This window comes from Fundidesulfovibrio soli, assembly GCF_022808695.1.
Lineage (GTDB): Bacteria > Desulfobacterota > Desulfovibrionia > Desulfovibrionales > Desulfovibrionaceae > Fundidesulfovibrio > Fundidesulfovibrio soli.
Genome location: NZ_JAKZKW010000002.1, coordinates 250796 through 275186, shown reverse-complemented (window position 1 = coordinate 275186; position 24391 = coordinate 250796). Strand labels below are relative to the sequence as shown.

Here is a 24391-nt window from a genome sequence, read left to right as displayed (position 1 = left end):
CCTGTGGGCTCAGTGGCGCGAGAGACGGGACTTGAACCCGCGACCTCCGACGTGACAGGCCGGCGTTCTAACCAACTGAACTACTCCCGCGCATGCCCCGCGTCGGCTTTCACCGTCGCGGGGAAGCGTGATTTATAGGGGCTGGCCAAAAAGGTCAAGCCCCTTGCGCGGGGAAAATGAAAAATCATGCTCCCGCGCACTCGCCGGGGAAGCGCACGCCAGTCAGCCGCTCGGACGCGGCCCACAGGTCGCGGGCCAGGGCCGAATCCCTGGAGCGGCAGGAGCCGCGCACCTTTTTGGGGTAGCCGCGCATCTGCATGCAGCCGTCCGGCCCGATGAAGTCCCCGCTTGCGACCTCCGGGTCGGTGGCCGCGCACAGGGTGGGCAGCGCCCCCTGCCAGGGGCGCATGGCGAAGCAACCGTTCAGGGAGCGTACTCGTGTGGTGCGCTGCAGGTTGGTCGCCGTCCAGCCCGGGTGGGCGGCGGCCACCACCATGCCCGGCTTCGCGCCGCGCGCCGCGGACGCCAGCTCGTTCATGAACAGCAGGTTGGCAAGCTTGCTGTCGCCGTAAGCCTTCCAGGAACCGCAGGAGCAGCAGCCTGTGCAGCAACAGCGGCGTTGCTCGCCCAGGCGCTTGGCGTCCAGGCATCCCCAGCGGTGGGACACGCTGGAGACCACCACCACACGCGGGGCGTCCGAGAGCAGCAGGTGCGGCCAGAGCAGGCCCGTGAGCGCGAAGTGGCCCAGATGGTTCACACCCATCTGGGTCTCGAAGCCGTCGGCGGTGACGCCGGGGGGCGGCACCATGACGCCCGCGTTGTTCACCAGCAGGTCCAGCCGGGTGAACCGCTCGCGGAAGTCACTGGCAAAGGCGCGCACGGAGGCCAGGTCAGCCAGGTCCAGCGGCATCAGGACGGCTTGCGCGCCAGGGATTTCCTCTGCCAACCGGGCCGAGGCCCCCTCGCCGCGCTCCGGGCTGCGGCAGGCCAGCACCACCTGCGCGCCCTTTGAGGCCAGGGCCTTGGCCGTCTCGTAGCCGATGCCGCTGTTGGCGCCGGTGACGATGGCGATCCGGCCCGTCTGGTCCGGGATTGAGGCTGTGGTCCATTGCATGTCGTTCTCCTTTGTTGATTGTAAAATTTGACAAGTTTCGAATTAAAACCAAATGCCTTTCCCTATGCGGACACGCGCCCGCAATAGTCTTCCGCCACCAACACAAGCTGGCGCGGCTGTCAGAGAGCCCTCCTCATCCGCAAGCCCTGTCCGGCCTGTGAGCCGATTGGCCGTAACGCGAAAGCCTCCAGCGGAACCTCAGGACCGGCGCGGAGACGTAGCCACAGGCGCGGAGACGTAGCCACAGGCGCGGAGACGTAGCTGGAGCCGCAGGCGCGCCATGGACCGGACTGCGCGAGGGTTCTGTACGCCCATACTTCACCTGGCAGGGCTGGGCGGAACGCCCTGCCGCCGCTTACAGCGGCCTTGTCGAACGGATTAACGTTTCGACAAATGTCGAAACGACTTTTATTCCGAGTTCTCAGACATGTCAACGAGAGAAACGGGGAGACACGATCCGCAATCTGCCGAAGCCTGAAAAGTCTTGCCACAGGAGGCGTTCAGCCGCACTAAATCTATAATGGATGTGATGCTCTGTGGGCGCGAGGCCCGCAATCGGGATTGGACAACTACGGGGGACTCCATGGAAGACCACACCTGCGGGAAGTGCCTGTATTGGCTGCCCTTCGACGGGCACACCCAGCGCGGCTATTGCCGCCTCAACCCGCCGTGCGTGCCGGACGAGCACTCCGGGCGGATGCTCCCGGACGGCAGCGGCAGGATCGTGAAACGCTGCCAGTGGCCCGTGACCGAGCAGGAGCAGTACTGCGCCCAGTTCAAGCAGGCGGCGGGACAGGCCACCAAGGGCGGCGCGGAGTTGTGGGCGTAGGTTCCGGCGGGGCTAACTGACCTGCGCCACGTTCGCCGGATTGGGGCGTGGCCGAGTGGGCGCTGGTTCCGGCGGGCAGGGCCGCGCGCCTGAAACCGTAGCCCCGAACCATCCCAGGCCGCCGAAGCCAATGGGGGGCCGAACCGCAGGGGGCGGCCCATGCCCCCAAAAAGCGAAGGGCCAAGCGTTCGCTTGGCCCTTCATAATCCTACCAGCCGCTGGGGCTGTTTGCTTGCTGGCGCGAGAGACGGGACTTGAACCCGCGACCTCCGACGTGACAGGCCGGCGTTCTAACCAACTGAACTACTCCCGCGCGTTTCTCTGTGGTAGGCGGAACAGGGCTCGAACCTGTGACCCCCGGCTTGTAAGGCCGATGCTCTTCCAACTGAGCTACCCGCCCGCCCTCACGAGAAAAGTGCTCTTACGCCCACACCCCGGAAAGGTCAACAATTTTCTCGCAGAAGAGCGACGTCTCCTTCCGCTGCTGATCTTCCGCCAGCACAATCCGTCTCTGATTCGCCGCTTTCGTCATCAAATCGTAACAATTGTCTTCTAATTGGCATGGACAACGCCCTGGCAGGCCTTATTCAGGGACGGAGCTCCCCATGCTGCAGACATTCATCCTATGCATTCTGGCCGCCGGCACCGTGATATCCGGCATTTCCTACACGCTGTACTGGCGAGCGGCCGTTCGTCACCCCCATCACTCCCACGCCGCGGCGTTCACCAGCGCGGCTGGACTCTTCTTCTGCGTGCTCCGGGCGTTCATGGGCAGCGTGTTCAGCCAGTTCTTCATTTACGCCTCGTACCCGCTGGGCTTTCTGAAGCTCCGCCGGGGCGGGAATATCCGCCCGGATTGCGACAAGCCCACGGTGGTGCTCGTCCACGGCCTGTACCACAACGCCTCGGCCTGGTACGTCTACGGCTGGATGCTGCGCCGCCAAGGCTACGCCAACATCGTCCGCTGGAGCTACAATACCGTCCGGCACGACTTCTGGGAGTTGGCCGGGCAGTTGCGCGGCGTCATCAAGGAAGCCTCGGAAGCGAGCGGCGGGCGGGTTGCCCTGGTGGGCCACAGCCTGGGCGGCCTGCTGGCCCGGGCCGCCGTGGCCGACCAGGACTGCGCCTCCCGCGTGCTGGCCCTGGTCGCCCTTGGCTCCCCCCACGGGGGCAGCACCCTGGCCGGGCTGGCCCTGGGACGCCTGGGCCGCAGCCTGGCCCACGGAGGCGAACTGGTCCGCCGGTTGGCCGCCCTGCCCTGCCCCAGCGGCATGCCCAAGCTCAATATCTATTCACCGCTGGACAACATGGTCCTGCCCACCGGCTCGCTGGAGGTCACACAGCCCGGATGGGTGCAGGTCGAGTCCGCGCCCATCAGCCATGTCAGCATGCTCTACCATCCGCCCACGCTGCGCCTGGCCCTGGACTTCCTGGAGGAGGCCTCGGGCTGCGCCGCCAGCCGGGGCGAAGAGGCCCTCGCCGGCGCTTGATAAACCGGGGGAAGGTGGTCTACTGCCTGTGCAGGCGGCACACCCAATGAAATCCCTCCTGCTCAATGTCCTGTTCCTGCTGGCTTTCGGCTGCGGCCTGGCCCACGCCCAGGCCGACAGCGCCAAGAAGCGCATCCTCTATTTCAATTCCTATCACAGCGGCTATGCCTGGTCCGACCAGGTGCTCGTGGGCATCCGCTCCGCGCTGGACAAGTCCGGCCAGCCCTACGACCTGCTGATCGAGTTCATGGACACCAAGCGCTTCGTGACTTCCGACGTGGGGGACATCCTGGAGCGGCTCTACCGCGACAAGTACGCCGGCATCACCCCCGACGTGATCATCGCCTCGGACGACTACGCCTTCCAGTTCCTGCTGGAGCGCCAGGACAGGCTGTTCCCGGGCGTTCCGGTGATCTTCTGCGGCGTCAACGATTTCGATCCGGCCATGATCGCCTCGCGCCGCAACATGACCGGCGTGGTGGAGAACCCGGACTTCAAGGCCAACTTCAAGCTCCTGCGGGAGCTCCTGCCGGACGTGCGCCGCGTCATCGTGGTCACGGACTACTCCCTGACCGGCCAGGCCATCCAGAAGCAGCTGATGCGGGCGGCGTCGGAATTCAAGACCGACTTCACCCTGGAGTGCATCACGGTGCGCACCCTCAACGAGGTCCTGGAGGAGACCAAGAACCTCACCGAGCGGGACATGGTCTACCTGGTGCCCATCTATCTGCACGACGACGGGCAGGTCTACTCCGTGGAGGACGTCTGCGACATCCTCTCCGCCAAGCTGCCCGTGGCCATCAACAGCGCCTGGCAGTTCATGCTCGGCCACGGCATCATCGGCGGGAAGCTGCACTCCGGCGAGGGCGAGGGAGTCCTGGCCGCCAACATGGCCCTGCAGGTTCTCGCCGGGGAGCCAACCGCGAAGATCAAGGTGGTCGACACCTTCAGCGACCCCTTCATGTTCGACTACAAGGCGCTCAAGCGCTTCGGCATCCCGCAGATCAAGCTGCCCTTCGGCTCCACGCTCATCAACGAGCCCCTGAGCTTCTACACCATCAACAAACACATCGTCTGGTTCGGCCTTGCGGGCTTCTTCTTCCTGGTGTTCATCCTGGTGCTGCTGGTCACATCCATCCTGCAGAAGCGCTCGGTGGAGCTGCAGATCAAGAACCAGCTCTCCTTCCTGCGCATCCTCATGGACACCATCCCCCTGCCCCTCTCCTACAAGGGGGTGGACGGCCGCTACCTTGGCTGCAACCTGGCTTTCGAGAAGTGGTTCGGGGTCGAGCGCGACCTCCTGCTCGGCAACCCGGTGCACCCCCTGGCCACCCGTTTCGACTCGGCCGAGCGCAACCTGCTGGCCCGCCCCGGGGTCATCAGCTTCGAGACCGACATGCTCGACGCGGCGGGCAGCCCCCACGGCGTCATCGTGAGCAAGGCCACCTACCTGGACGCCAAGGGCGAGATCGCGGGCGTGGTGGAGGCCATCCAGGACATCACCCTGCGCCGCGAGGCTGAGAAGGCCCTGCGGCAGTCCCAGACGATGCTGCAGACCGTGCTCAACAACATCCCCCAGCTGGTCTACTGGAAGGACAGGAACCTCAACTTCATCGGCGTGAACCGCTCCTTCCTGGACTTCTTCGGCCTGGAAGGCCCGGAGCAGATCGTGGGCAGCAGGCTCAACAGGCTCCTGCCCGAGGACGAGGCCAAGGCCTCGGAGGAGATCAACCGCAGGGTGCTGGCCTCCGGCCACTCCATCCACCGGAGGGAGTGGATACTCCACCTGCCCGGGCGCGAGCCCGTGGTGCTGGAGATGACCATCGTCCCCCTCTACGACGGCGCGGGCAACGTGGTGGGTATCCTGGGCACCGCCGAGGACGTCACGGCCAAGATGAGCCTGGAGAAGCAGCTGCTCCAGTCCCAGAAGATGGAGGCCATCGGCGCGCTGGCCGGCGGCATCGCGCACGACTTCAACAACATCCTGACCTCCATCATCAACTCCACCGAGCTGGCGCTCATGGACATCTCCGACGAATCGGACACCGCCCTTGACCTGGAGCGCACCCTCAAGGCCGCCCGGCGCGGCGCGCGGCTGGTGAAGCAGATCCTGTCCTTCAGCCGCCCCACGCAGGAGGGCTTCACGGCCACCGACGTTGCCGAGGTGGTGCACGAGGCCCTGGCCATCTTCGCGGCCACCCTGCCGCGCTCCATCTCGCTCAACGAGCGCATCGAGGTGCACCCGGCCATGGCCTTCGCCGACCCCACCCAGCTGCACCAGATCGTCATGAACCTGTGCGCCAACGCCTTCCAGGCCATGCGCGAGACGGGCGGGCACATGTCCATCGAACTGGACGAGACCGACTTCGACGAGGTGGGGGCGGAGGTGTTCTCCATCCAGCCGGGGCGCTACCTGCGCATCAGCGTGACGGACAACGGCCCGGGCATCCCCCCCGAGATCATGGACCGCATTTTCGACCCCTTCTTCACCACCAAGGCCAAGGGCGAAGGCACCGGCCTGGGCCTGGCCGTGGTGCACGGCATCGTCAAGTCGCACCGGGGGGCGCTCAAGGTCTCCAGCCAGCCCGGCCAGCGCACCAGCTTCGAGATATTCCTGCCCAAACTCGAGGAAGTCAGCCGCGCCAAGATCGCCCTGCCCTTGGCGGCGCCCATGCGCCAGGGCCACGAGCACGTGCTCTTCGTGGAGGACGACGAGGACCAGCTGAAGGTCATCCCCCGGGTGCTGGAACTCATGGGCTACACCGTCACGGCCAAGAGCCGGGCCCAGGAGGCGCTGGACTACCTGGCCATCTCCGCCGCCGACGTGGAAATCGTGGTCACGGACTTCGACATGCCAGCCATCTCGGGCGTGGAGTTCGCCGGACGCCTCGGCAAGCTCCACCCCCACCTCCCGGTGATCCTGGTGTCGGGGCGCCGTAGCGCCTTGACTGCCGCCGAACGCGCGGGCAACATCCGCACCGTTCTTCTCAAACCCTACAACGGCGAGGATCTGGGCCGGGCCATCGGCCACATCCTCGATGCCGGACGCAGCTGATGTCCACCATACTCGTAATCGACGACGACGCGGAAATCCGCGACACATTCCAAAGCCTTTCCCGCCGCATGCGGTTCACCTTCCTTGGCGCGGGCACCCTGGCCGAGGGCCTGGGCATGCTGCGCGCCAACCCCGTGGACGTCATCCTCCTGGATATACGCCTGCCCGACGGCAACGGCCTGGACGCCCTGCCCGAGATCAGGCGCGGGGACTCCCCGCCGGAGGTCATCATCCTCACCGGCCTGGGCGACCCGGACGGCGCGGAGATGGCCATCGCGGGCGGCGCGTGGGACTATCTGGTCAAACCGGCCCCCATCAAGCAGACCATGCTCTCGCTGACCAGGGCGCTCAAGTACCACAAGGAAAAGGGCAGCGAGGTGGCCACTGTGGCCCTGCGCCGCGAGGCCATCGTGGGCACCAGCCCCAGGCTGGAGGCCTGCCTGGACCACGTGGCCCAGGCCTGCCGCCTCACCGGACCGGTGCTCATCATGGGCGAAACCGGCACCGGCAAGGAGCTCATGGCCCGCACCATCCACCAGAACTCCCCCCGGGCCACGGGCGAGTTCGTGGCCGTGGACTGCGCCTCCCTGACCGAGACCCTGCTGGAGAGCACCCTCTTCGGCCACCGCAAGGGCTCCTTCACCGGCGCCGACCAGGACCGCCCCGGCCTGGTCAAGCTGGCCGACGGCGGCACGCTGTTCCTGGACGAGGTGGGCGAGATGCCGCTGAACATCCAGCGGGCCTTCCTGCGCGTCCTGCAGGAGAAGCGCTTCCGCCCCGTGGGCTCCAACGTGGAGGTGCAGAGCGACTTCCGGCTCATCGCGGCCACCAACCGCGACCTGGAGGAAATGGCCGCGCGCGGCGAGTTCCGGCAGGACCTGCTCTTCCGCCTCAAGACCTTCACCATCACCCTGCCCCCCCTGCGCGAGCGCAAGGAGGACATCAAGGCCCTGACCCTGCATCACCTGGACACGCTCTGCGAGCGCTACGGCCTGCCCACCAAGGGCGTGGGCACCGACTTCTCCGAGATGCTCATGGCCTACTCCTGGCCGGGCAACGTGCGCGAACTCTATGGCGTGCTGGAACGGGCCCTGGCCGCCTCGGGCATGGAGCCCACGCTCTACGCCAAGCACCTGCCCCCGGAGGTGCGCCTGCAGGTGATGAAGGCCAACATCGAGCGCGGCAGGCAGGACGACCGCCCCGCGGCCATGCCCGAACCCCTCCTGCGGGACCTGGCCAAGGGCCACATGCCCACGCTCAAGGCCTACAAGGAGAACAAGGAGCGCGAATACCTGGACGCCCTGATCCTGCATACCGGCAAGGACCTCCAGTCCATGCTGGACACCTCGGGGCTGTCGCGCTCGCACCTGTACGCCCTGCTCAAGAAGCACAACATGTCCCTCTAGGCGGGAATCCCATGGGCTACAGGCAGGCGCACGCCCCCATCTACGGCTACATGCGGGGATTCAGGCACACCATCCCCCTGCATCTGGTGCATTATGCCCGCACCTTCAGCATCTTCAGGCTGCTCAACACGCTGGACCTGGGCAGCGTGCTCAACGTGGGCGGGGCGGACGGCTGCCAGTCCCACCTGGTGCGCACGCTCTTCGGCAAGCCCGTGACCACCGTGGACATTGACGAGGGGGCGCTGGCCATCGCCCGCGAGCGTTTCGGCCTGGAGGTGGCCCTGGGTTCCGCCCTGGACCTGCCCTTCGCGGGCGACTCCTTCGACACGGTGCTCTGCATCGAGACCATCGAGCACATCCGCGACCCCGGGCGCGTGGTGGCGGAGCTTACGCGCGTGGCCCGGCGCAACGTGATCGTCTCCACCGAGAGCTTCTTCGACAGCGAGGAGCAGAAGCGGGCCTTCCTGCTCTACATCCGCGAGACGCACCCCCAGTTCTTCCGCGAGCGCGACCCCGTGACGCCGGGGGACGTGAGCTACTTCACCCGCGAGGACTTCCACGCCCACTTCGGCACCCGGAAGCTGCGCTTCCTGCCGCAGTTCAGCAGCAAGCAGGCCGAAATCATCGGGAGCATCGAGGCGGTGCGCGAACACGTGCGGGACATGACCGAGAACATCCAGCCGGACAGGCGCAGCAAGGTGATCGTGCACTACTCCAAGGGCGCGCCCGCGCCCAACCCCTCGCCGCTGGACGAGGACGACATACTGCGCGCCATCGTCACCGAAGGCCCCCTGTTTCCGATGCCCTCCCTTGAGCGAGACGAAGAGATGCTGGCCGAGGATGAGGAAAACCTGGAGAGGATCGCCCGCTTCCACGAGGAGAAGGCCTTCTGCGCCGTGACGACGCCGGATGGAGTCGCCGAAACGCCAATCGAGGAAACCGGGGCCGTCGGCATGAGCATGCGCTGGCTCACCCGGGACGACCTGGAGCGCTCACCCCGCTTCTGCACTAGGCTGGTCACGCTGGCCCCTGGTGGGCGCACCCCTGAGCGGGAAACACCCTGGGAGCACCAGCTGCACATCCTCTCGGGGAAGGGCCTGCTGGTCGAACGGACGCGCGAGACGGAGCTGGCCCCCGGCGCGACCGTGCTGGTCCGCGAAGGGCTGGGCTTCCGCGTGGAGAACGCCGGGGACGAGCCCCTGAGCTATCTGGACATCATCCCCTCCATCACCCACTACTTTGGGCGCTGACGTCAGCGGCTTCGAGGGGCCTCACGCCTCCCGCAACGCCGTCCAAACTCCCGCCCCGACCAGCACGGCCCCGCCGGTGCGCGCGCAGGCCCGCTGCATCCTGGGGTTGGACGCCACGCGGCGCAGCCTGCCCGCCAGGCAGATGTAGGCCAGGGTGTTCAGGAAGGCTAGAAAGAGGAAGGTGCCCAATATCGTGGCCAACTGCGGCAAGGGCTCGGCCTGGGCCGAAATGAACTGGGGCACGAAGGCCACGAAGAAGAGGATGGACTTGGGGTTGAGCGCGGTGACCGCGAAGGCCTGCGTGACCAGGCGGGTGCGGATTCCCCCCGCCGCCGCCCCGCCGCCAGCTGCCGGGCTTGCGGAGGTCTCGGGGCGCTGCCGCCACATCTTGTAGCCCAGCCAGAGCATGTAGGCCGCGCCCGCCATCTTGAGCACAGTGAAGGCCGTGGCGCTGGCCTGCAGGAACACCCCCAGCCCCGCCAGGGAGCAGCCCAGGGACAGCGCGTCGCCAAGCACGACCCCGATGGCCGCCCACCAGGCCCGCCGCGCGCCGTAGGCCAGCCCGAACCCGGACACGAGCATCACGGTGGGCCCCGGAAACACCAGCAATATGGTCGAAGCCCCCACGAAAGCCAGCCAGGTATGCAGTTCCATCCCGCTCTCCATATCAACACGGCCTGCCACCGCGAAAGTTTACGTTACCGTTCCATCCCCGCCCGCCCCGGCGTTCGCATACTCCGCGCTCCTGCGAGAAAGGCCGCGTTCTCTTCGTATCCGTGCGGCCCCACCGCAATCTCTGTTCAAGTCTCGGGGGCGTCCGACGCCTGCCCGGCCTTCGTGTGAGGCGGCCGCCACGAGAAAGGCCGCGCCCTTGCGGGCGCGGCCTCTTCGATCGTCAGTCGGAGGCGTTGCCCTCCCGCTAGTCGCCCAGCACGTAGCTGAAGATCAGCGGGGCCACGATGGCCGCGTCGGAGTTGATCATGTAGCGGGGGGTGTCGATGTCGAGCTTGCCCCAGGTGATCTTCTCGTTGGGCACCGCGCCGGAGTAGGAGCCGTAGGAGGTGGTGGAGTCGCTGATCTGGCAGAAGTAGGCCCAGAAGGGGGTGTCTTCCATCTCCATGTCCTGGATGAGCATGGGCACCACGCAGATGGGGAAGTCGCCCGCGATGCCGCCGCCGATCTGGAAGAAGCCGATGGGGGTCTTCTGCTTGGCCATCTCGATGTACCACTCGGCCAGGTGCTGCATCTGCTCGGTGCCGTGGCGGATGGCGGCGTGGCTCTTCACGTTGCCGCGCATCACCTCGGAGCAGAAGATGTTGCCCAGGGTGCAGTCTTCCCAGCCGGGGGTGTAGATGGTCAGGCCCATTTCCTTGGCGGCCAGCACCCAGGAGTGCTCGGCGGGCACCTGGAAGTGCTTCTCGATGCCGGGCTGGTCCAGCAGGTCGTAGATGAACTCGAAGGGGAACTTGGGCTTGTTCTCGTCGGCGGCCTTCTTCCACAGCTTGGAGATGTCGCGCTGCACCTGGCGCAGAACGCCCTCGGGGATGCAGGTGTCCGTGACGCGGTTGAAGCCCGCGTCGTAGAGCTCCTTCTCGGCCTCGGGGGAGAGGTCCCGGTAGTTGGCGCACATCTTATATTCGTTGTGGTTGAAGAGGTTGAACAGGTCCTCCTCCAGGTTGGCCGCGGTGCAGCAGATGGAATGCACCTTGCCCTGGCGGATCATGCGCGCCAGGATGATGCCGATCTCGGCGGTGCTCATGGCGCCGGCCATGGTCAGGAACATCTTGCCCCCGCCAGCCAGCAGCGTGTTCCATTCTTTTGCCGCGTCCAGGGTCTCGCGAGCGTTGAAGTGCCTGAAGTGAAGGTCCATGAATTTCGTGATGGTGCTCATTGCCGCTCCTGTGCCGCTGATCGCGCCGTGTGGCGCTTGAGGATCTTTATTGGATATATGTGTATTCAAAGGAAATGCTCGAATGCACTCCGCCCTGGCCCCGTTCCGGCCGCCGCTTCCGCTGGCGTTGCGGCTGCCGGATCGGCCCTTGGCGGCGATGCCCCAGCCAAAGAATCAAGTCCGTACCAGATGAAAGGGGTACGCGTAAAGCCCGGCGGGCCATCCGGGGCGGTTGAAGGGGGGCGAAAGTCACTGTAGTGTAACCTTCGCCGGGCAAAACATGTCCGACCGGCCGCATCCGGCCCGCATGCCACCCCAACCCGGAACACCCATGACGTACAGCGCCACCCCCTGGATCGACCACTACGACCCGGGCGTCCCCTCCAGCATCGACTACCGCCTGGAGCCCGTCACCGCCCTGCTCGATTTCGCCGCCGAGTGCCACCCGAAACGCACCGCAGTGCTCTTCCGCAACCTGCGCATGGATTACGCAACCCTGCGCCACAAGGCAGGACGCTTCGCCAGGGGCCTGCGCGACATGGGCATACAGCCCGGCGACCGTGTGGCCATCATGCTGCCCAACCTGCCCCAGACCATCGTGGCGTATTGGGGCGCGCTCTACGCCGGGGCCGTGGCCGTGTTCGTCAACCCGCTCTACATGGATACGGAACTGACCCACATCCTCCAGGACAGCGGGGCCAGGGTGCTCATCGTGCTGGACCTGCTCTGGGAGCGGCACAGGCCGATCCTCGAGGCCTCGGCCCTGGAGCGCATCATCGTCACCCGCATCAGCGACGGCCTCGCCTTCCCCATGGACTGGCTCTACAGGCTATCCGCCTGGCGCCAGGGCAAGTTCCCCCGCCTGGAGCTGGACGGCAAACGCACCCTGCCCTTCGTCGGCTGCTTCGGTTCCGAGCCGTACCACATAGAGGGCGTGGACCCGGTGGAGACCACGGCCCTGCTGCAGTACACCGGCGGCACCACCGGCATCTCCAAGGGGGTGGTGCTCACGCACCACAACCTCTCCTGCAACATCCAGCAGGCCAAGGCCCTGCTCTCCGTGATGGCCAAGGAGACGGAGGTCTTCCTGGGGCTTCTGCCCTTCTTCCACATCTACGGGCTGCAGCTGCTGGTCAACTTCGCCACGGCCAACGCCGCGGCCGTGGCCCCGGTGCCCCGCTTCGACCCGCTGGAGACGCTCAAGGCCATCGCCCGCTACAGGCCCACGGTGTTCCCGGGCACGCCCTCGGTCTACATGGCGCTCCTGCAGCAGAAGGCCCTGCCCGATTTCGACCTGACCTGCGTGCACTACTGCGTGTCCGGCTCCGCCCCGCTGCCCGTGGAGGTGCTGCGCCGCTTCAAGGAAATCACCCGCGCCGAGATCGTGGAGGGCTTCGGCCTCACCGAGGCCTCGCCCTTCACCCACGTCACGCCGCTGCAGGGCAGGCGCAAGCCCGGCTCCATCGGCCTGCCCTTCCCGGACACCCAGGCCCGCATCGTTGATCTTGCCGACGGGGTGACCCCCATGCCCCCCGGCAGCCCCGGCGAGCTGCTCATACGCGGCCCGCAGGTGATGCGCGGCTACTGGAACCGCCCAGGCGACACCGAGGAAACCCTGCGCGGCGGCTGGCTTTACACGGGCGACATCGCCGTGATGGACGAGGAGGGCTATTTCTTCATCGTGGACCGCAAGAAGGACATGATCATCAGCGGCGGCTTCAACGTCTATCCCCGGGAAATCGAGGAGGTGCTGCACACCCACCCCGGCGTGCAGGAGGTGGCCGCCATCGGCGTGCCGCACCGCTCACGCGGGGAGGTGGTCAAGGTCTACATCGTGCCCAAGCCCGGGCTGACCCTGACCCGAGAGGAGGTCATGGCCTTCTGCAAAGCGCACCTGGCCGCCTACAAGGCCCCCAGGTTCGTGGAGTTCCGCACCGAGCTGCCCAAGACCTTCGTGGGCAAGGTGCTCAGGCGCACCCTGCGGGCCGAGAACCCGCAGCACGCCCCCGAAGCGCGGGCCTAGCGGTTTTCCCCGCCCTGTGGCATACCCGCCGGGCGGAGGAACATCATGGACTACTGCGCGGGCGAAGACCTGTACCACAACCCCGACGTGGGGCCCAAGCTGCTGGAGATGCTCGACAGCTCCACCTGGGCCAAGCACCTCTCCGAGGACGACATCAAGGGGCTGTGCCGCTATTTCAGGCTGGAGCACCACCCCAAGGACTCAATCATCTTCGAGGAAGGCGCCGCCGAGGACTCGATGGCCATCATCCTCACCGGCGCCATCGAGATCACCAAGCGGGACGCCACCCCGGACCACCGCCCCAAGTGCCTGGTGCGCATCGGCCCCGGCAGGGCCTTCGGCGAACTGGCGCTCATCGAGGGGCCGCCGCGCTCGGCCACGGCCCGGGCCATCGAGGACGTGTCCATGCTCGTGCTCACCCGCCCCAGCTTCGACTGTCTTTGCGCCAAGGAGCAACCCCTGGCGCTCAAGTTCGTGCTCAACATCGCGCGCCTCATCAGCTTCCGCCTGCGCAACACGAGCGTGAAGCTGGTGGAATATCTCTAAAGGCCCAGCGCCCAATCACATTCTGGAGAAACGCATGGCTTACAAGGACCTGCAGGAATTCATCCGCGTCATCGAAAAACACGGCGAGCTCAGGCGCGTCGGCGTGGAGCTGGACCCATACCTCGAAATCGCGGAGGTCACGGACCGGGTGAGCAAGTCCGCCGGCCCGGCCGTCCTGTTTGAGAACGTCAAGGGCAGCAAGTTCCCCGTGCTGACCAACGCCTTCGGCTCCTACAACCGGATGAACCTCTCACTGGAAGTGGAGAGCCTGGACGCCCTGGCCGAGCACATCGAGACCTTCTTGGAGGTCAAGAAGCCCGACGGCATCATCGAAAAGCTCAAGCTGCTGCCCAAGCTGGCGCGCATGGCCAACATCTTCCCCAAGGAGGTCTCCAAGGCCCCCTGCCAGGAAGTCGTCCACACCGGCGACGACGTGGACCTCTCCATCATGCCCGTGCTCACCACCTGGCCCGGCGACGCCGGCCCCTTCATCACCCTGCCCCTGGTGATCACCAAGAACCCCGAGACCGGCGTGCGCAACATGGGCATGTACCGCATGCAGGTGTTCGACAAGAACACCACCGGCATGCACTGGCACAAGCACAAGGGCGGAGCCTACCACTACCACCTGGCCGAAAAGCTGGGCAAGCGCCTGGAAGTGGCCGTGGCCATCGGCGCTGACCCCGCCGTGACCTACGCCGCCACCGCGCCCATCCCCGACGAGATCGACGAGATCATCTTCGCCGGGTTCCTGCGCGAATCCCCGGTGGAGATGGTCCAGTGCAAGACTGTGGACCTGCAGGTGCCCGCCAACTCCCAGTTCATCCTGGAGGGCTACGTGGAGCCCGGCGAGCGCCGCCGCGAAGGCCCCTTCGGCGACCACACCGGCTACTACTCCCTGGCCGACAACTACCCCGTGTTCCACGTGACCGCCCTGACCCACCGCAAGGACGCGATCTACCCCGCGACCCTGGTGGGCCCGCCCCCCATGGAAGACTGCTACATGGGCAAGGCCACGGAGCGGCTCTTCCTGCCGCTGATCAAGAAGTCCCTGCCCGAGGTCAAGGACATCAACCTCCCCCTGGAGGGCGTGTTCCACAACCTCTGCTTCGTCTCCATCGACAAGCGCTACCCCGGCCAGACCCGCAAGGTCATGTACGCGCTGTGGGGCATGGGCCAGATGATGTTCACCAAGGTCATCGTGGTAGTGGACGCCGAGGTCAACGTCCAGAACGTCTCCGAGGTGCTCTGGCGCCTGGGCAACAACGTGGACTGGCGGCGCGACATCGTGGTGCTGGAAGGCCCCACCGACGCCCTGGACCACGCCTGCCCCCTGCCCCACTACGGCGGCAAGATCGGCATCGACGCCACCAAGAAGACCGCAGAGGAAGGGCACTACCGCGAGTGGCCCGACGCCCTGACCATGAGCAAGGACGTAAAGGCCAGGATCAGCGGCCTCTGGAGCAGCCTGGGCATCGACTAAGCCCGGCCTGCGCCCCCATAAAGATCGAAGAGCGCCCCACGGCTGATGGCCGTGGGGCGCTTTTTCCGTTCAATGGTGCGGCTCCGCGCGAGCGGTGTCTCGGACGGTTTCCGCCTTTGGGCGTGATGAGACGCAGCGGGTCCAGCCGTGTCCTCCCCGGGACCGAACTGGCTGATGTTCTTCAAATACAGCGGACAGTCCGGCCCCGGGGAGGATACGGCTGGAGCCTGGACGAACGAAGAGCCTCCGGCGGCCAAAGGGCCTTCGGCCCTCTGGACTCCCTTTCCGCTTCGCCGTGGACCGGCCCGCGCTTGCGGGCCGGACGTCGCTTCCGTACACTCTGGATACGGCTTCCCTCCGGCCGGAACCGCCTCCCCCAGGTGCCACCGCCATGCTCATCCTGAACCACGAAGACCCCAGGCCGCTCTACGTCCAGATCTACGCGCAAATCAGGGAACGCGTGCTCTCCGGGAAGCTGCTGGCGGAGGCCAGGCTCCCCTCGGCCAGGGATCTGGCGGCTGAGCTGGGCGTCAGCCGCAACACGGTGGAGAGCGCCTATCAGGAGCTGCTGGCCGAAGGCTACATCCACACCCGGACTCGTAGCGGGTACTTCGTCTCGACCATCGGCCACGAGGTCCCTCCCGCGCCCCGGCGGCGGACCACCACACCCGCCAGCGCCCCCCGCACCCGGTACGCCTTCGATTTCCATCCTGCAGGCCTGGACCCGTCCAGTTTCCCCGCGTCGGTGTGGCGCAAATACTACCTGGAGCATCTGCGCCTGGACCAGCCCCTGCTGGCCCAGTACGGCGACCCGCAGGGCGACCCGGCCTTGCGCGCGAGCCTGCGGGACTATCTGGAGCGTTCACGGGGCGTGGTCTGCGGCATCGAACAGCTCGTGGTCTGCTCCGGGCTGCAGCACAGCCTGGACACGGTGGCCCAACTGCTCTGGGGCAAGTGCCGGGCCCTGGCCACCGAGGACCCCGGCTACCCCCTCCCCCGGGAGGTTTTCGCCAACCACGGCTACGAGGTGGTGCCCACGCCGGTGGGGCCGGGCGGCCTCGACCTGGCGGCCCTGGACTCGAGCGGTTGCGACATCGCCTACATCACGCCCTCCCACCAGTTCCCCCTGGGCGAGGTGATGCCCATCGCCAACCGGCTGCGGCTCATCGAATGGTCCAGGCATGGAAGGTACATCATCGAGGACGACTACGACAGCGAACTGCGCTACCAGGGAAGGCCGATACCGTCCTTGCAGGGCCTGCAGCCGGGCGGCAACGTGATCTACACGGGCACCTTCTCCAAGATACTCTCCCCGGCCCTGCGCCTGAGCTACATGGTCCTGCCGGTATCGTTGCTGGACACGTACCGCCGGCGTTTCCGCTTCCACCTGCCCGGAGCGTCGCTGCCGGAACAGAAAACCCTGGCGGCCTTCATGGACAACGGCCACCTGGAGCGCCACCTGCGGCGCATGCGCACGATCTACAGGAAGAAGCGGCAAGCCCTGGCGGCGGCGCTGGGGCGGCACTTCGGCCCAAGGGCTGAGATCATAGGGCAGGAGGCCGGGCTGCACGTTGTGGTGCGCCTGCGGGGCGAACCGCGCGGTGAGGCTGAAAGGGGCCGGCTGGCCGAGGCGTCGGGCATCCGCCTGCTGCCATTCTCCATAACGAACGCCGACAACAGCCCTGCTGACGGACACCTGCTCCTGGGATTCGGGGCCATGTCGCCCGAGGAACTGGACCAGGGGGTGCGGCTTCTCGCGGAGATCTGCTACGGACAAGAGCCCCGGACGAGCTGAAACGAAAAGCCCGGCGCGGCCTCATGGGCCGCACCGGGCACGGAAAGCGGGGAGCGGACGGTTCGGAATCGAGCCGGGCGTCCTCCCGGAGCTACAGCGTCTGTTCGATCTCGGCGACCGTTACCACCAGCGCGGCCCGGGCCCACTTGAACTTGGTCACGGCCTCGAAGTCGTGGCCATCGGTCACGAATTTCGCCGTTCCCTTCACCAGGAAGCCCGTGCCGGGTCCGTTGCGGCCCTTCACCTTGCGGCTGCCCAGGGTAAGGAGCACGCGGTCGTTCGCGGCCACGTTGGCCTGGGTCTTGTTCATGCCGCCCACCGGGATCACCAGGCGCTCGTTGTCGAAGAGTTGCAGGTAGCTGTTCCAGGTGTTGACCATGTGCGGGCCGTCGTCGCCCAGGGTGGCGATGGCCACCACGCCTTCGTTCTTCATGACCTCGCGCAGGATTTCGAGGATGCTTTCGGGTATCATGGCTTGCTTCTCCTTGGAGTCGGTGTGCACGGCGCGGATGAACGCGCCATGCCGGGAGACTTATCCACGAAAAGGACGGGACGACAGGGCCAGTTGGAGAAAAAAACAGGGGGCCAGAAAGGGCTGGAGTGGACCGGAAAGAGCCTCCGGCGGCCAAAGGGCCTTCGGCCCTCTGGACTCCCTTTCCGCTTCGCGTTCACGGTGGGCAATTTCCTGCAACGCGAAAAGACGCCGTGTCTTCGGGCGGTGCCTCCGGGCGCGAAGCCGATGGATGTTCTTCCAATACGTCCGAGGCTTCGCGCCCGGAGGCGCCGCCTGAAGACTACAACCACACCTGAAACGCCCCCCTGCACCCCATATGGGATTCCAAAGGGAGGAACTCCCTTTGGCGGGTGATTCCAAAGAGGGCGGAGCCCTCTTTGGCCGCCGGCGGCATCCCGCATCCGGCAACGGCTATTTCGGTTTCTGAGCCTTGCGGCGGGTGGGGATGTCGATCTCGTACTTCTGGATCTTGTAGTTCAGGGCGCGCCTGCTGACGCCGAGCAGCGGCGCGGCGTCCTTCTGCACCCAGTCGGACTTCTCCAGGGCGCGGATGATGGCCTGCTTCTCGCTCTCGTCCAGGGAGAGCGCCCCGGACTCCTGGTGCGCCTTGGCGCTGGGCGCGATCTGGAGGTCGTCGGGCTGGAGCACTCCGTCGCGGCAGAGCACGATGCCCGCCTCGATGGCGTTCTTGAGCTCGCGGATGTTGCCCGGCCAGGAGTAATCCATCATGTAGGCCAGGGTCTCGGGTGGCAGGCGCACGGGGTCCAGGCCCTGGCTGGAGGTGAAGTCGGCGGAGAAGTGCTCAGCGAGGAGGGGGATGTCCTCCTTGCGCTCGCGCAGGGGGGGCACGTTGATGGTCACCACGCGCAGGCGGTAGTAGAGATCCTCCCGGAAGGTGCCCTCGGCCACGTCCTGGGCCAGGTCGGCGTTGGTTGCCGCGATGACGCGGCAGTCCACGGCGATCTCCTTGGTGTCGCCGATGCGCCGTATCTTCCTGTTCTCCAGGAAGCGCAGCAGGCGCACCTGCATCTCCTGGGAGATGTTGCCGATCTCGTCCAGGAAGAGCGTGCCCTTGTGGGCCTCCTCGATGAGGCCCTTCTTGTCGCGCACGGCGTGCGTGAAGGAGCCCTTCACGTGGCCGAAAAGTTCGGATTCCAGCAGGCTGGCCGGGGTCGAGCCGCAGTCCACGATGACCAGCGGGTGCTCGCGCCGGGGGCTCAGGGTGTGCAGCAGGTGGGCGATGCGCTCCTTGCCGGTGCCGGATTCGCCCAGCAGCAGCACGTTGACGTCGCGCGGGGCCACCTTCTCCACCATCTGGGCCATCTCGCGCATGCGCGGGGATTTGGTCTGCCACATGCCGCCGTCCGGGCTGGCCGGGGCGGCGGGGGAGGCGGGCTTGCGCGCGGCTGCGGGCTTGGCCTGGGCCTGCTGCAACTCGCGGGCCTGGCCCAGCACCTTGCTGACCTTGTCCAGCAGCTCGCGGCCCTCGAAGGGCTTGGTCAGGTAGTCCACCGCGCCGCTCTTGATGGCCTTCACCGCGTCCTGGATGGAGCCGTAGGCCGTGAGGAAGATCAAGGGCATCCCGGGGGAGGATTTCTCCAGCCGGGCCTGAAGCTGCAGACCGTCTAGGCCGGGCATGCGGATGTCCGAGATGACGAGGTCCACCGGGCGCTCGGCCAGGATGTCCAGGGCCTCCTGCCCGTCGGAGGCCAGGATGACGTCGCAGCCCGCAGAGGTCAGGCGCACCTCCAGGACTTCCTGGATGTGCGGGTCGTCGTCGGCGACGAGGATGGTCTTTCCTTCGAGCTGTCCTGGCATGCCTATTGCGCCGTCATCTTTTTCTTTTCCTGGATTTCGCGGTGGATCGCCTCCAGGGCCTTGATCTGCTTCTGCAGCAGCAATACCTCTTTCTCCTTTTCCTGCAAGCGCTTTGCAAGCTCCTGCTCCCCGCTGGAGGCCTTGGCCGCGGGGACGGGCTGCTTGGGCTCGCGCTGCGGCGCGAAGAGCTTGGCGTTCATCAGGAAGGGGGTGAGCATCCTGGGGTCGGCCTGGCCGATGTTGCCGCCGGAAGAGTGCTCCCACTCCTTCCAGATGGCCCGGGCGGCCTTGATGTCATCGGCGTTCTCGGCCCCGGCCAGGCGGGCGCAGGCCAGGCCGAACAGGGCCTTGGAGCGCACGGCCTGGTCGTCCACGCGGCGGGCCATGGCGTCGAACAGGGCCGCGCTGGCGCGGTAGTTGCCGTTCCAGAAGGCCTGGAGGCCTTCGCTGTAGGCGGTGTCCACATCCAGGGTTTCCAGGGTCTCGGGGCTGGGCACGGCCTGCAGGGATGGCTCCGGCGCGGGTTGCGGAACCTGCTTGGGCGTGCAGCCAGTGGCGGCGATGCCGAGCGCCGCCGCCAGTAGGGCCGCGGCCAGCCAGCGCTTCCGGTTTGTTGGTTGGGAATGCATCTTACGGATTCTCCCTGGAGATGGGTATGGTGAAAAAGAACGTGCTGCCCCGCCCCGGCCTGGAGTTGAGCCAGATCTTGCCGCCATGGGCCTCCACGATGTTCTTTGCGATGGAGAGCCCCAGGCCGATGCCGTCGGCGGACTTCTTGAGCTTCTCGCCCCGGTAGTACTTGTTGAACACCAGGGGCTGCTCCCCTTCGGGGATGCCCGGCCCGGAGTCCACCACCGAGAACAGCAGCTGATTGCCGCCGTCGGCCAGTTGGAGCGAGGCCTCCACCGTGGAGCCCGCCGGGGAGAACTTCACGGCGTTGCCGATCAGGTTCAGCAGGGCCTGGCGCAGGTGCTCCACGTCGGCGGTCACCGAGGGCACGTCGGGCAAGGCGTGGGCGTTGATGGTGATCTTCTTGGCCTCGGCCGCGGGCATGGCCTTGTCCACGGTCTCCTGGAGCAGGTGCACCGGGTCCATGGGCTTGAAGCTCAGGTTGATGAAGCGCGAGGACATGCTGGAGACCTGCATCAGCCTCGCCAGCAGCTTGGAGATGCGCTCCAGCTCGGAGGAGGCGATGTCCAGGAAGCGCTTCTGGCGGTCGCTGACCTCGCCCAGCACCTGCTCGCGCATGAGGTTCACGGACTCGCGGATGGAGGTCAGCGGGGTGCGTATCTCGTGGCTCAGCATGTCGATGAAGTCCGTGCGCATCATCTCCTCCTCCTTGAGGCGCGCGGTCATCTCGTTGAAGGCCTGGGCCAGTTCGCCCAGTTCGTCGCGGGAGATGACCCGCACGGAGGTGAGTTTGCCGTCCAGGGTGAAGGCCCGGATGCCGCGCCTGAGCTCCCGAAGGGGGCGCACAAGGGAATAGGTCAGGTAGGCGCTGCCCATGAGGGCCACGGCCATGAGGATGCCCAGGCCGATCATGCCCGCGCGCACGGAGCGCTCGCTCCAGGCGTAGAGCTCGCGCATGCTGGATTCGATGAAGCGCTCGTTGTCCTGCTTGGCCGAGGCGATGGTGGTCAGCCAGGCGTTGAGCTTCTCCTGCGGCACCCAGGGCGGCTCGGACTTGAGCAGCTCCGCCGGGTCGCCCAGGTTGGGGAAGGTCTCGCGGTAGTCGTCCTGCAGCCTGGTCCACACGTCGGAGCCGGGGTAGCTGAACCACTGGATGGAGCCCAGGTTGCGCCTGTACTCCTTGAAGGCGGAGAGGAAATATTCCTTGTAGTTGTCCTGGCGCAGAACCTCGTACTTCTTCTGGTTCTCCTCGATGGCCAGCAGGTTGTCCACCATGGCCTGCGAGATGGAGATGACCTCGAAGCGCACCTTCACCACCTCGCGCGAGATGTTCACGATGCCCTTCTGGTAGTCGAAGATGTTCGAGGTCGTGAAAAAGATGATCACCAGGATGCTGGCGAATACGAGTATCAGCTTGAAAAGCAAGCCGATGCGGAAGATGCGGGGTCTGCTGGGAAAACGCATGGTCTGGTCGGGTCCACTCTGTTGCCGGCGGGTTGCTTACACCCAGGCGTGCCGGGGGGCAATCACTTGGCGCCGAAAAGTTCGCGCTCGAACTCGTGGGGACGGCGCAGGTTGTGGATGGAGAGCTTCTGCCCCGATCCCGTCACGATGCTCACCTTGCCGTAGTTGAGGAGCGAGCCGAGCAGCCCCGTGTGCGCGCACACGGACTCGATGCGCCGCAAATCCACCGAGAAGACGGAGCCCCAGAGCACGTCCTGCTGGATCATGCGCTTGGGCGTCACAATCACCTTGTTGCTGAAGAAGCCGAGCAGGCGCGTGAGGCCCATGAGACTGAGCACGGCCGCGGTGGTGTAGCAGGCACCCTTCACGGACCAGGCGATCACGGGGGGCAGGATCTTCTTGAGGTCTTCGGGCGGATTGAACTGGGTGATGGCGAGCAGGTAGGCCACGTTCTGCATCACCGCGTAGGCCAGGGCGAAATAGATGGCAGCCTTGAGAAACACGGCCCAGTGCTTCTTGGTCTGGTAGAGAATTTCCTCGTTTTCAGCCAGAAGGCGTCGCGTGTTCATTGGGGCTCCTGCTGCGGCATGCGCCGGTCTTGTCCGAAGCCAGGGCTGTAGCGCATGGAGGCCGCCGGTGTAAAGGAATGCGGGGGGTTGAATGAAAACGCTCCCCCGACCTTCTCTTTTCCCGCATCGGGAGTTATGATCTCATCATTGAGACTTGATAGGAGAATCGAATGCAGGACGCCATCATCTTCTTCGCCGTGGTCGTGGGCTTGGTGCTCGTGCTGAACAAGCTGTTCCCGAACCTCAAGGGCCGGGGCGGCTGAGTGCCCCGCGTGGAGGACTTCGGTCTGGAGTCCGACGGCAAGAGCAAGAAAAAATCATGCGATTAGGGCCACGAACCAGGCCCCCGCGCACATGATCACCGCCGCCATCCCCAGCCAGGGGGAGAGGCGGCGGTCCTTGTTTCCGGTGGCCCGCAGCCACCAGGCGTAGGCCGCCCCCAACAGAAAGCCTGTCCCGAAGCCGAAGAAGTGGCCCATGAGGTCGATCTTGCGGGCCTCGTCCTCGTCGCCCACGCCCAGGAACGCCAGGATCATAAGCCCCGCCGCGAAGGGCAGCGCCCGGCGCCAGCGCAGCGCCCGCCCCAGGCGCACCAGCCTGACGCCCGCCAGGGCCCCGAGGGCCGCGAACACCGCCGTGGATGCGCCCAGGAAGGTGTAGCCCGGGTCGTTGAAGGGTATCTTGGCCAGGTTGGCCAGCGCGCCAGCGGCCACGGCCAGCCACCAGGCCCCGCCCAGCCCCACCTCCTTGGCCAGCAGCAGCAGGAAGGTGCCGCCCAGGCCCACGTTGCCGATCAGGTGGGCGATGTCCGCGTGCAGGAAGAGCGAGGTCACGGCCCTCCAGAGCTGGCCGTGGGCCATGAGCCGGGTGTCGCCCAGGCCGCGCCCGTGCCAGTCCACCTCGAAGGCCCCCAGGGAGTGCTGCGCCCCGGTGAGAGTGAGGAACACCGTGACGATGGAGAGGCTCCAGATCACCCCGGGCAGCTCCCCCCAGGAGAAGCCCGGCTTGCGCAGGTCGCGCAGTTCTATGGGCTGAGGCGGGTTTTCGGAGGTGAAGGCGCGCAGCTCGGCCACGGCCTCCTGCTCGCGGGAGGGCGGCACCAGCAGGCGCATGCCCGGCCAGCCCTGGCGGATGCGGCAGGGGATGCCCGCCGCCATGAGCGCCAGGGACCAGTGATGGGCCATGTCCGGAGTGAGTTCCGCGAGCCCCAGTTCTTCCAGGACGGGGGCCGCGGCGTCCGGCCAGGGGCTCGGGCGCAGGGGGGGGCTTGGGTGCATGGTGCTTCCTGACGTAATTGCCGCTTTGCGGCCGGGTGCAACTTTGCTAGACGTTGGTCCGGCATTCCAACCGATCAACCGAGGCATCAAAATGGCCAGACAAAATAAGACCAGACAGGAACAGGCCAGGCAGGAACAGATCTACTCGTTCTTTCTCCTGGGCATCCTGGCGGTATCGCTCTTTTTCGCCTTCCAGGTGCTCACGCCCTTCCTGCACAACATCCTCATCGCCATCATCCTGGCGTCGCTGTTCCACCCTCTGCAGGGGAGGCTGAACAAGGAGCTGAAGGGCCGCAAGACCCTGGCCGCCCTGATCTCCACGCTGACGGTCACCCTGGTGATCGTGCTGCCCACGCTGTTCTTCCTGGGCGCGCTGCTCAGCCAGGCCGCCATCTCCATCGGCGCGCTGCAGAACTGGCTCAAGGACACGCACCTCTCCACCTGGCTCAACAGCGAGACCTTCACTCCCTACATAACCTGGATCAACGAGTACATGCCCTGGCTTGAGATCGACCTGAACAAGCTGAACCTGCAGGGCAGCCTGCTGGACCTCTCCAGGAAGCTCGGCCAGATGATGATCGACTCGGGCACGAAGATACTGGGCAATTTCATCGGCCTGGGCCTCGATTTCGCCATCATGCTCTTCGTGCTCTTCTTCCTCTTCCGCGACGGCGACGCCATGCTCGTGCAGCTCAAGCACCTCTCGCCCCTGCACGACAGCCAGGAGGACCGCATCCTGCGCCGCATGCGCGACGTGGCCCGCTCCGTGGTGGTGGGCAGCTTCCTGGTGGCCGTGTGCCAGGGCGTGGCGGGCGGCATCGGGCTCTACATCGTGGGCATCCCGGCCCTGTTCTGGGGCGCGATGATGGGCTTCGCCTCCCTGGTGCCCGTGGTGGGGACGCTCTTGATCTGGGGCCCGGCCGCGATCTACCTGCTCATCGTGGGGGACTGGAAGGGCGCGCTCATCCTCACGGGCTGGGGCGTCGTCATCGTCTCGGGCATCGACTCCCTGGTGCGCCCGCTGCTGATGCAGGGCCAGGCCCAGATGTCCACCTTCTGGGTGTTCCTCTCCATCATCGGGGGCATCAAGTACTTCGGCCCACTCGGCATCCTCTACGGCCCCATGATCCTGGCGCTGGCCATGGTCATGCTGACCATCTACGCCGACGAGTACCACGAGGTGCTGGAGGCCAAATGCCACAACCCCGAGGCGGAACGCCCCAAGGACTGAGCAGGC

Annotated in this window: 19 protein-coding genes and 3 tRNA genes; 10 read left to right on the top strand and 12 right to left on the bottom strand. The window is 66.1% G+C overall.

All coding sequences use genetic code 11. The annotated features are described in order from the left end of the window. Positions 1-13 precede the first annotated feature (13 nt). Both MLE18_RS05120 and MLE18_RS05115 read right to left on the bottom strand, forming a co-directional pair. Positions 14-90 (bottom strand) — tRNA-Asp (locus MLE18_RS05120). 94 nt (positions 91-184) lie between these two features. After that, a complete protein-coding gene (locus tag MLE18_RS05115; RefSeq protein ID WP_243367923.1) occupies positions 185-1114 on the bottom strand; it encodes an oxidoreductase in 930 nt (309 codons plus the stop codon). Between the two features lie 583 nt (positions 1115-1697). On the opposite strand from MLE18_RS05115, the gene MLE18_RS05110 reads away from it, so the two are divergent. Continuing rightward, positions 1698-1943 (top strand): hypothetical protein, encoded by a 246-nt coding sequence (locus MLE18_RS05110; RefSeq protein WP_243367921.1) that lies wholly within the window; start codon positions 1698-1700, stop codon positions 1941-1943. Positions 1944-2179: 236 nt separating this feature from the next. On the opposite strand, the gene MLE18_RS05105 is transcribed toward MLE18_RS05110, so the two are convergent. Both MLE18_RS05105 and MLE18_RS05100 read right to left on the bottom strand, forming a co-directional pair. After that, positions 2180-2256: transfer RNA gene (locus MLE18_RS05105), tRNA-Asp, on the bottom strand. Positions 2257-2267: 11 nt separating this feature from the next. Then, positions 2268-2343: transfer RNA gene (locus MLE18_RS05100), tRNA-Val, on the bottom strand. Between the two features lie 205 nt (positions 2344-2548). Here MLE18_RS05100 and MLE18_RS05095 point away from each other — a divergent pair. From MLE18_RS05095 to MLE18_RS05080, 4 genes are read left to right on the top strand one after another with little or no spacing between them, the layout of a single operon-like run. Then, the gene (locus MLE18_RS05095; protein ID WP_243367920.1) at positions 2549-3433 is read left to right on the top strand and encodes an esterase/lipase family protein; all 885 of its coding nucleotides are present in this window, start codon (positions 2549-2551) and stop codon (positions 3431-3433) included. A gap of 46 nt (positions 3434-3479) precedes the next feature. Continuing rightward, positions 3480-6488, top strand: coding sequence for an ABC transporter substrate binding protein (locus MLE18_RS05090; RefSeq protein WP_243367919.1), 3009 nt, complete (start codon positions 3480-3482; stop codon positions 6486-6488). Further along, a complete protein-coding gene (locus MLE18_RS05085) occupies positions 6488-7894 on the top strand; it encodes a sigma-54-dependent transcriptional regulator (protein WP_243367918.1) in 1407 nt (468 codons plus the stop codon). Before MLE18_RS05090 ends, MLE18_RS05085 begins: the two co-directional genes overlap by 1 nt. An 11-nt stretch (positions 7895-7905) precedes the next feature. Next, positions 7906-9144: a methyltransferase domain-containing protein gene (locus MLE18_RS05080; RefSeq protein ID WP_243367917.1), complete on the top strand. Its 1239-nt coding sequence runs from the start codon at positions 7906-7908 to the stop codon at positions 9142-9144. Between the two features lie 21 nt (positions 9145-9165). On the opposite strand, the gene MLE18_RS05075 is transcribed toward MLE18_RS05080, so the two are convergent. Continuing rightward, the gene (locus MLE18_RS05075) at positions 9166-9798 is read right to left on the bottom strand and encodes a LysE family translocator (protein ID WP_243367916.1); all 633 of its coding nucleotides are present in this window, start codon (positions 9796-9798) and stop codon (positions 9166-9168) included. A gap of 265 nt (positions 9799-10063) precedes the next feature. Then, complete coding sequence (locus MLE18_RS05070) at positions 10064-11035, bottom strand: deoxyhypusine synthase family protein (RefSeq protein ID WP_243367915.1); 972 nt, start codon at positions 11033-11035, stop codon at positions 10064-10066. A 331-nt stretch (positions 11036-11366) separates the two neighbouring features. On the opposite strand from MLE18_RS05070, the gene MLE18_RS05065 reads away from it, so the two are divergent. The 4 genes from MLE18_RS05065 (at position 11367) to pdxR (ending at position 16882) form a co-directional block, all read left to right on the top strand. Continuing rightward, positions 11367-13058 carry a long-chain-fatty-acid--CoA ligase gene (locus MLE18_RS05065; protein ID WP_243367914.1) on the top strand — a complete coding sequence of 564 codons (1692 nt, stop codon included), beginning with the start codon at positions 11367-11369 and terminating at the stop codon, positions 13056-13058. Positions 13059-13103: 45 nt separating this feature from the next. Further along, the gene (locus tag MLE18_RS05060; RefSeq protein ID WP_243367913.1) at positions 13104-13604 is read left to right on the top strand and encodes a cyclic nucleotide-binding domain-containing protein; all 501 of its coding nucleotides are present in this window, start codon (positions 13104-13106) and stop codon (positions 13602-13604) included. A gap of 34 nt (positions 13605-13638) precedes the next feature. Further along, on the top strand, positions 13639-15087 hold the full coding sequence (locus tag MLE18_RS05055) for a menaquinone biosynthesis decarboxylase (RefSeq protein ID WP_243367912.1): 1449 nt from the start codon (positions 13639-13641) through the stop codon (positions 15085-15087). A gap of 391 nt (positions 15088-15478) precedes the next feature. Then, positions 15479-16882, top strand: a complete 1404-nt coding sequence (pdxR, locus tag MLE18_RS05050; RefSeq protein WP_243367909.1) for a MocR-like pyridoxine biosynthesis transcription factor PdxR — start codon at positions 15479-15481, stop codon at positions 16880-16882. 91 nt (positions 16883-16973) lie between these two features. Here pdxR and MLE18_RS05045 read toward each other — a convergent pair whose 3' ends face one another. From MLE18_RS05045 to MLE18_RS05020, 6 genes are all read right to left on the bottom strand, one after another. Then, a complete protein-coding gene (locus MLE18_RS05045; RefSeq protein ID WP_243367907.1) occupies positions 16974-17354 on the bottom strand; it encodes a pyridoxamine 5'-phosphate oxidase family protein in 381 nt (126 codons plus the stop codon). Between the two features lie 453 nt (positions 17355-17807). Further along, positions 17808-19214, bottom strand: a complete 1407-nt coding sequence (locus MLE18_RS05040) for a sigma-54-dependent transcriptional regulator (protein WP_243367905.1) — start codon at positions 19212-19214, stop codon at positions 17808-17810. A 2-nt stretch (positions 19215-19216) separates the two neighbouring features. Further along, positions 19217-19843 carry a hypothetical protein gene (locus MLE18_RS05035; protein WP_243367903.1) on the bottom strand — a complete coding sequence of 209 codons (627 nt, stop codon included), beginning with the start codon at positions 19841-19843 and terminating at the stop codon, positions 19217-19219. A gap of 1 nt (position 19844) precedes the next feature. Further along, positions 19845-21308 carry a sensor histidine kinase gene (locus MLE18_RS05030; RefSeq protein WP_243367901.1) on the bottom strand — a complete coding sequence of 488 codons (1464 nt, stop codon included), beginning with the start codon at positions 21306-21308 and terminating at the stop codon, positions 19845-19847. 62 nt (positions 21309-21370) lie between these two features. Then, a complete protein-coding gene (locus MLE18_RS05025; RefSeq protein WP_243367899.1) occupies positions 21371-21877 on the bottom strand; it encodes a PH domain-containing protein in 507 nt (168 codons plus the stop codon). 317 nt (positions 21878-22194) lie between these two features. After that, positions 22195-23154 carry a rhomboid family intramembrane serine protease gene (locus tag MLE18_RS05020; protein WP_243367898.1) on the bottom strand — a complete coding sequence of 320 codons (960 nt, stop codon included), beginning with the start codon at positions 23152-23154 and terminating at the stop codon, positions 22195-22197. A gap of 91 nt (positions 23155-23245) precedes the next feature. Here MLE18_RS05020 and MLE18_RS05015 point away from each other — a divergent pair, with 91 nt between their 5' ends. Further along, positions 23246-24385, top strand: a complete 1140-nt coding sequence (locus MLE18_RS05015) for an AI-2E family transporter (protein WP_243367896.1) — start codon at positions 23246-23248, stop codon at positions 24383-24385. Positions 24386-24391 lie beyond the last annotated feature (6 nt).

Bases quoted from the DNA above. Each gene is read 5' to 3' on its own strand.
- MLE18_RS05075 (WP_243367916.1), bottom strand. From the start codon at position 9,798: ATGGAACTGCATACCTGGCTGGCTTTCGTGGGGGCTTCGACCATATTG.
- MLE18_RS05060 (WP_243367913.1), top strand. From the start codon at position 13,104: ATGGACTACTGCGCGGGCGAAGACCTGTACCACAACCCCGACGTGGGG.
- MLE18_RS05110 (WP_243367921.1), top strand. From the start codon at position 1,698: ATGGAAGACCACACCTGCGGGAAGTGCCTGTATTGGCTGCCCTTCGAC.
- MLE18_RS05025 (WP_243367899.1), bottom strand. From the start codon at position 21,877: ATGAACACGCGACGCCTTCTGGCTGAAAACGAGGAAATTCTCTACCAG.
- MLE18_RS05035 (WP_243367903.1), bottom strand. From the start codon at position 19,843: ATGCATTCCCAACCAACAAACCGGAAGCGCTGGCTGGCCGCGGCCCTA.
- MLE18_RS05055 (WP_243367912.1), top strand. From the start codon at position 13,639: ATGGCTTACAAGGACCTGCAGGAATTCATCCGCGTCATCGAAAAACAC.
- MLE18_RS05070 (WP_243367915.1), bottom strand. From the start codon at position 11,035: ATGAGCACCATCACGAAATTCATGGACCTTCACTTCAGGCACTTCAAC.
- MLE18_RS05045 (WP_243367907.1), bottom strand. From the start codon at position 17,354: ATGATACCCGAAAGCATCCTCGAAATCCTGCGCGAGGTCATGAAGAAC.
- MLE18_RS05085 (WP_243367918.1), top strand. From the start codon at position 6,488: ATGTCCACCATACTCGTAATCGACGACGACGCGGAAATCCGCGACACA.
- MLE18_RS05015 (WP_243367896.1), top strand. From the start codon at position 23,246: ATGGCCAGACAAAATAAGACCAGACAGGAACAGGCCAGGCAGGAACAG.
- MLE18_RS05080 (WP_243367917.1), top strand. From the start codon at position 7,906: ATGGGCTACAGGCAGGCGCACGCCCCCATCTACGGCTACATGCGGGGA.
- MLE18_RS05020 (WP_243367898.1), bottom strand. From the start codon at position 23,154: ATGCACCCAAGCCCCCCCCTGCGCCCGAGCCCCTGGCCGGACGCCGCG.
- MLE18_RS05030 (WP_243367901.1), bottom strand. From the start codon at position 21,308: ATGCGTTTTCCCAGCAGACCCCGCATCTTCCGCATCGGCTTGCTTTTC.
- MLE18_RS05040 (WP_243367905.1), bottom strand. From the start codon at position 19,214: ATGCCAGGACAGCTCGAAGGAAAGACCATCCTCGTCGCCGACGACGAC.
- MLE18_RS05090 (WP_243367919.1), top strand. From the start codon at position 3,480: ATGAAATCCCTCCTGCTCAATGTCCTGTTCCTGCTGGCTTTCGGCTGC.
- MLE18_RS05095 (WP_243367920.1), top strand. From the start codon at position 2,549: ATGCTGCAGACATTCATCCTATGCATTCTGGCCGCCGGCACCGTGATA.
- MLE18_RS05065 (WP_243367914.1), top strand. From the start codon at position 11,367: ATGACGTACAGCGCCACCCCCTGGATCGACCACTACGACCCGGGCGTC.
- pdxR (WP_243367909.1), top strand. From the start codon at position 15,479: ATGCTCATCCTGAACCACGAAGACCCCAGGCCGCTCTACGTCCAGATC.
- MLE18_RS05115 (WP_243367923.1), bottom strand. From the start codon at position 1,114: ATGCAATGGACCACAGCCTCAATCCCGGACCAGACGGGCCGGATCGCC.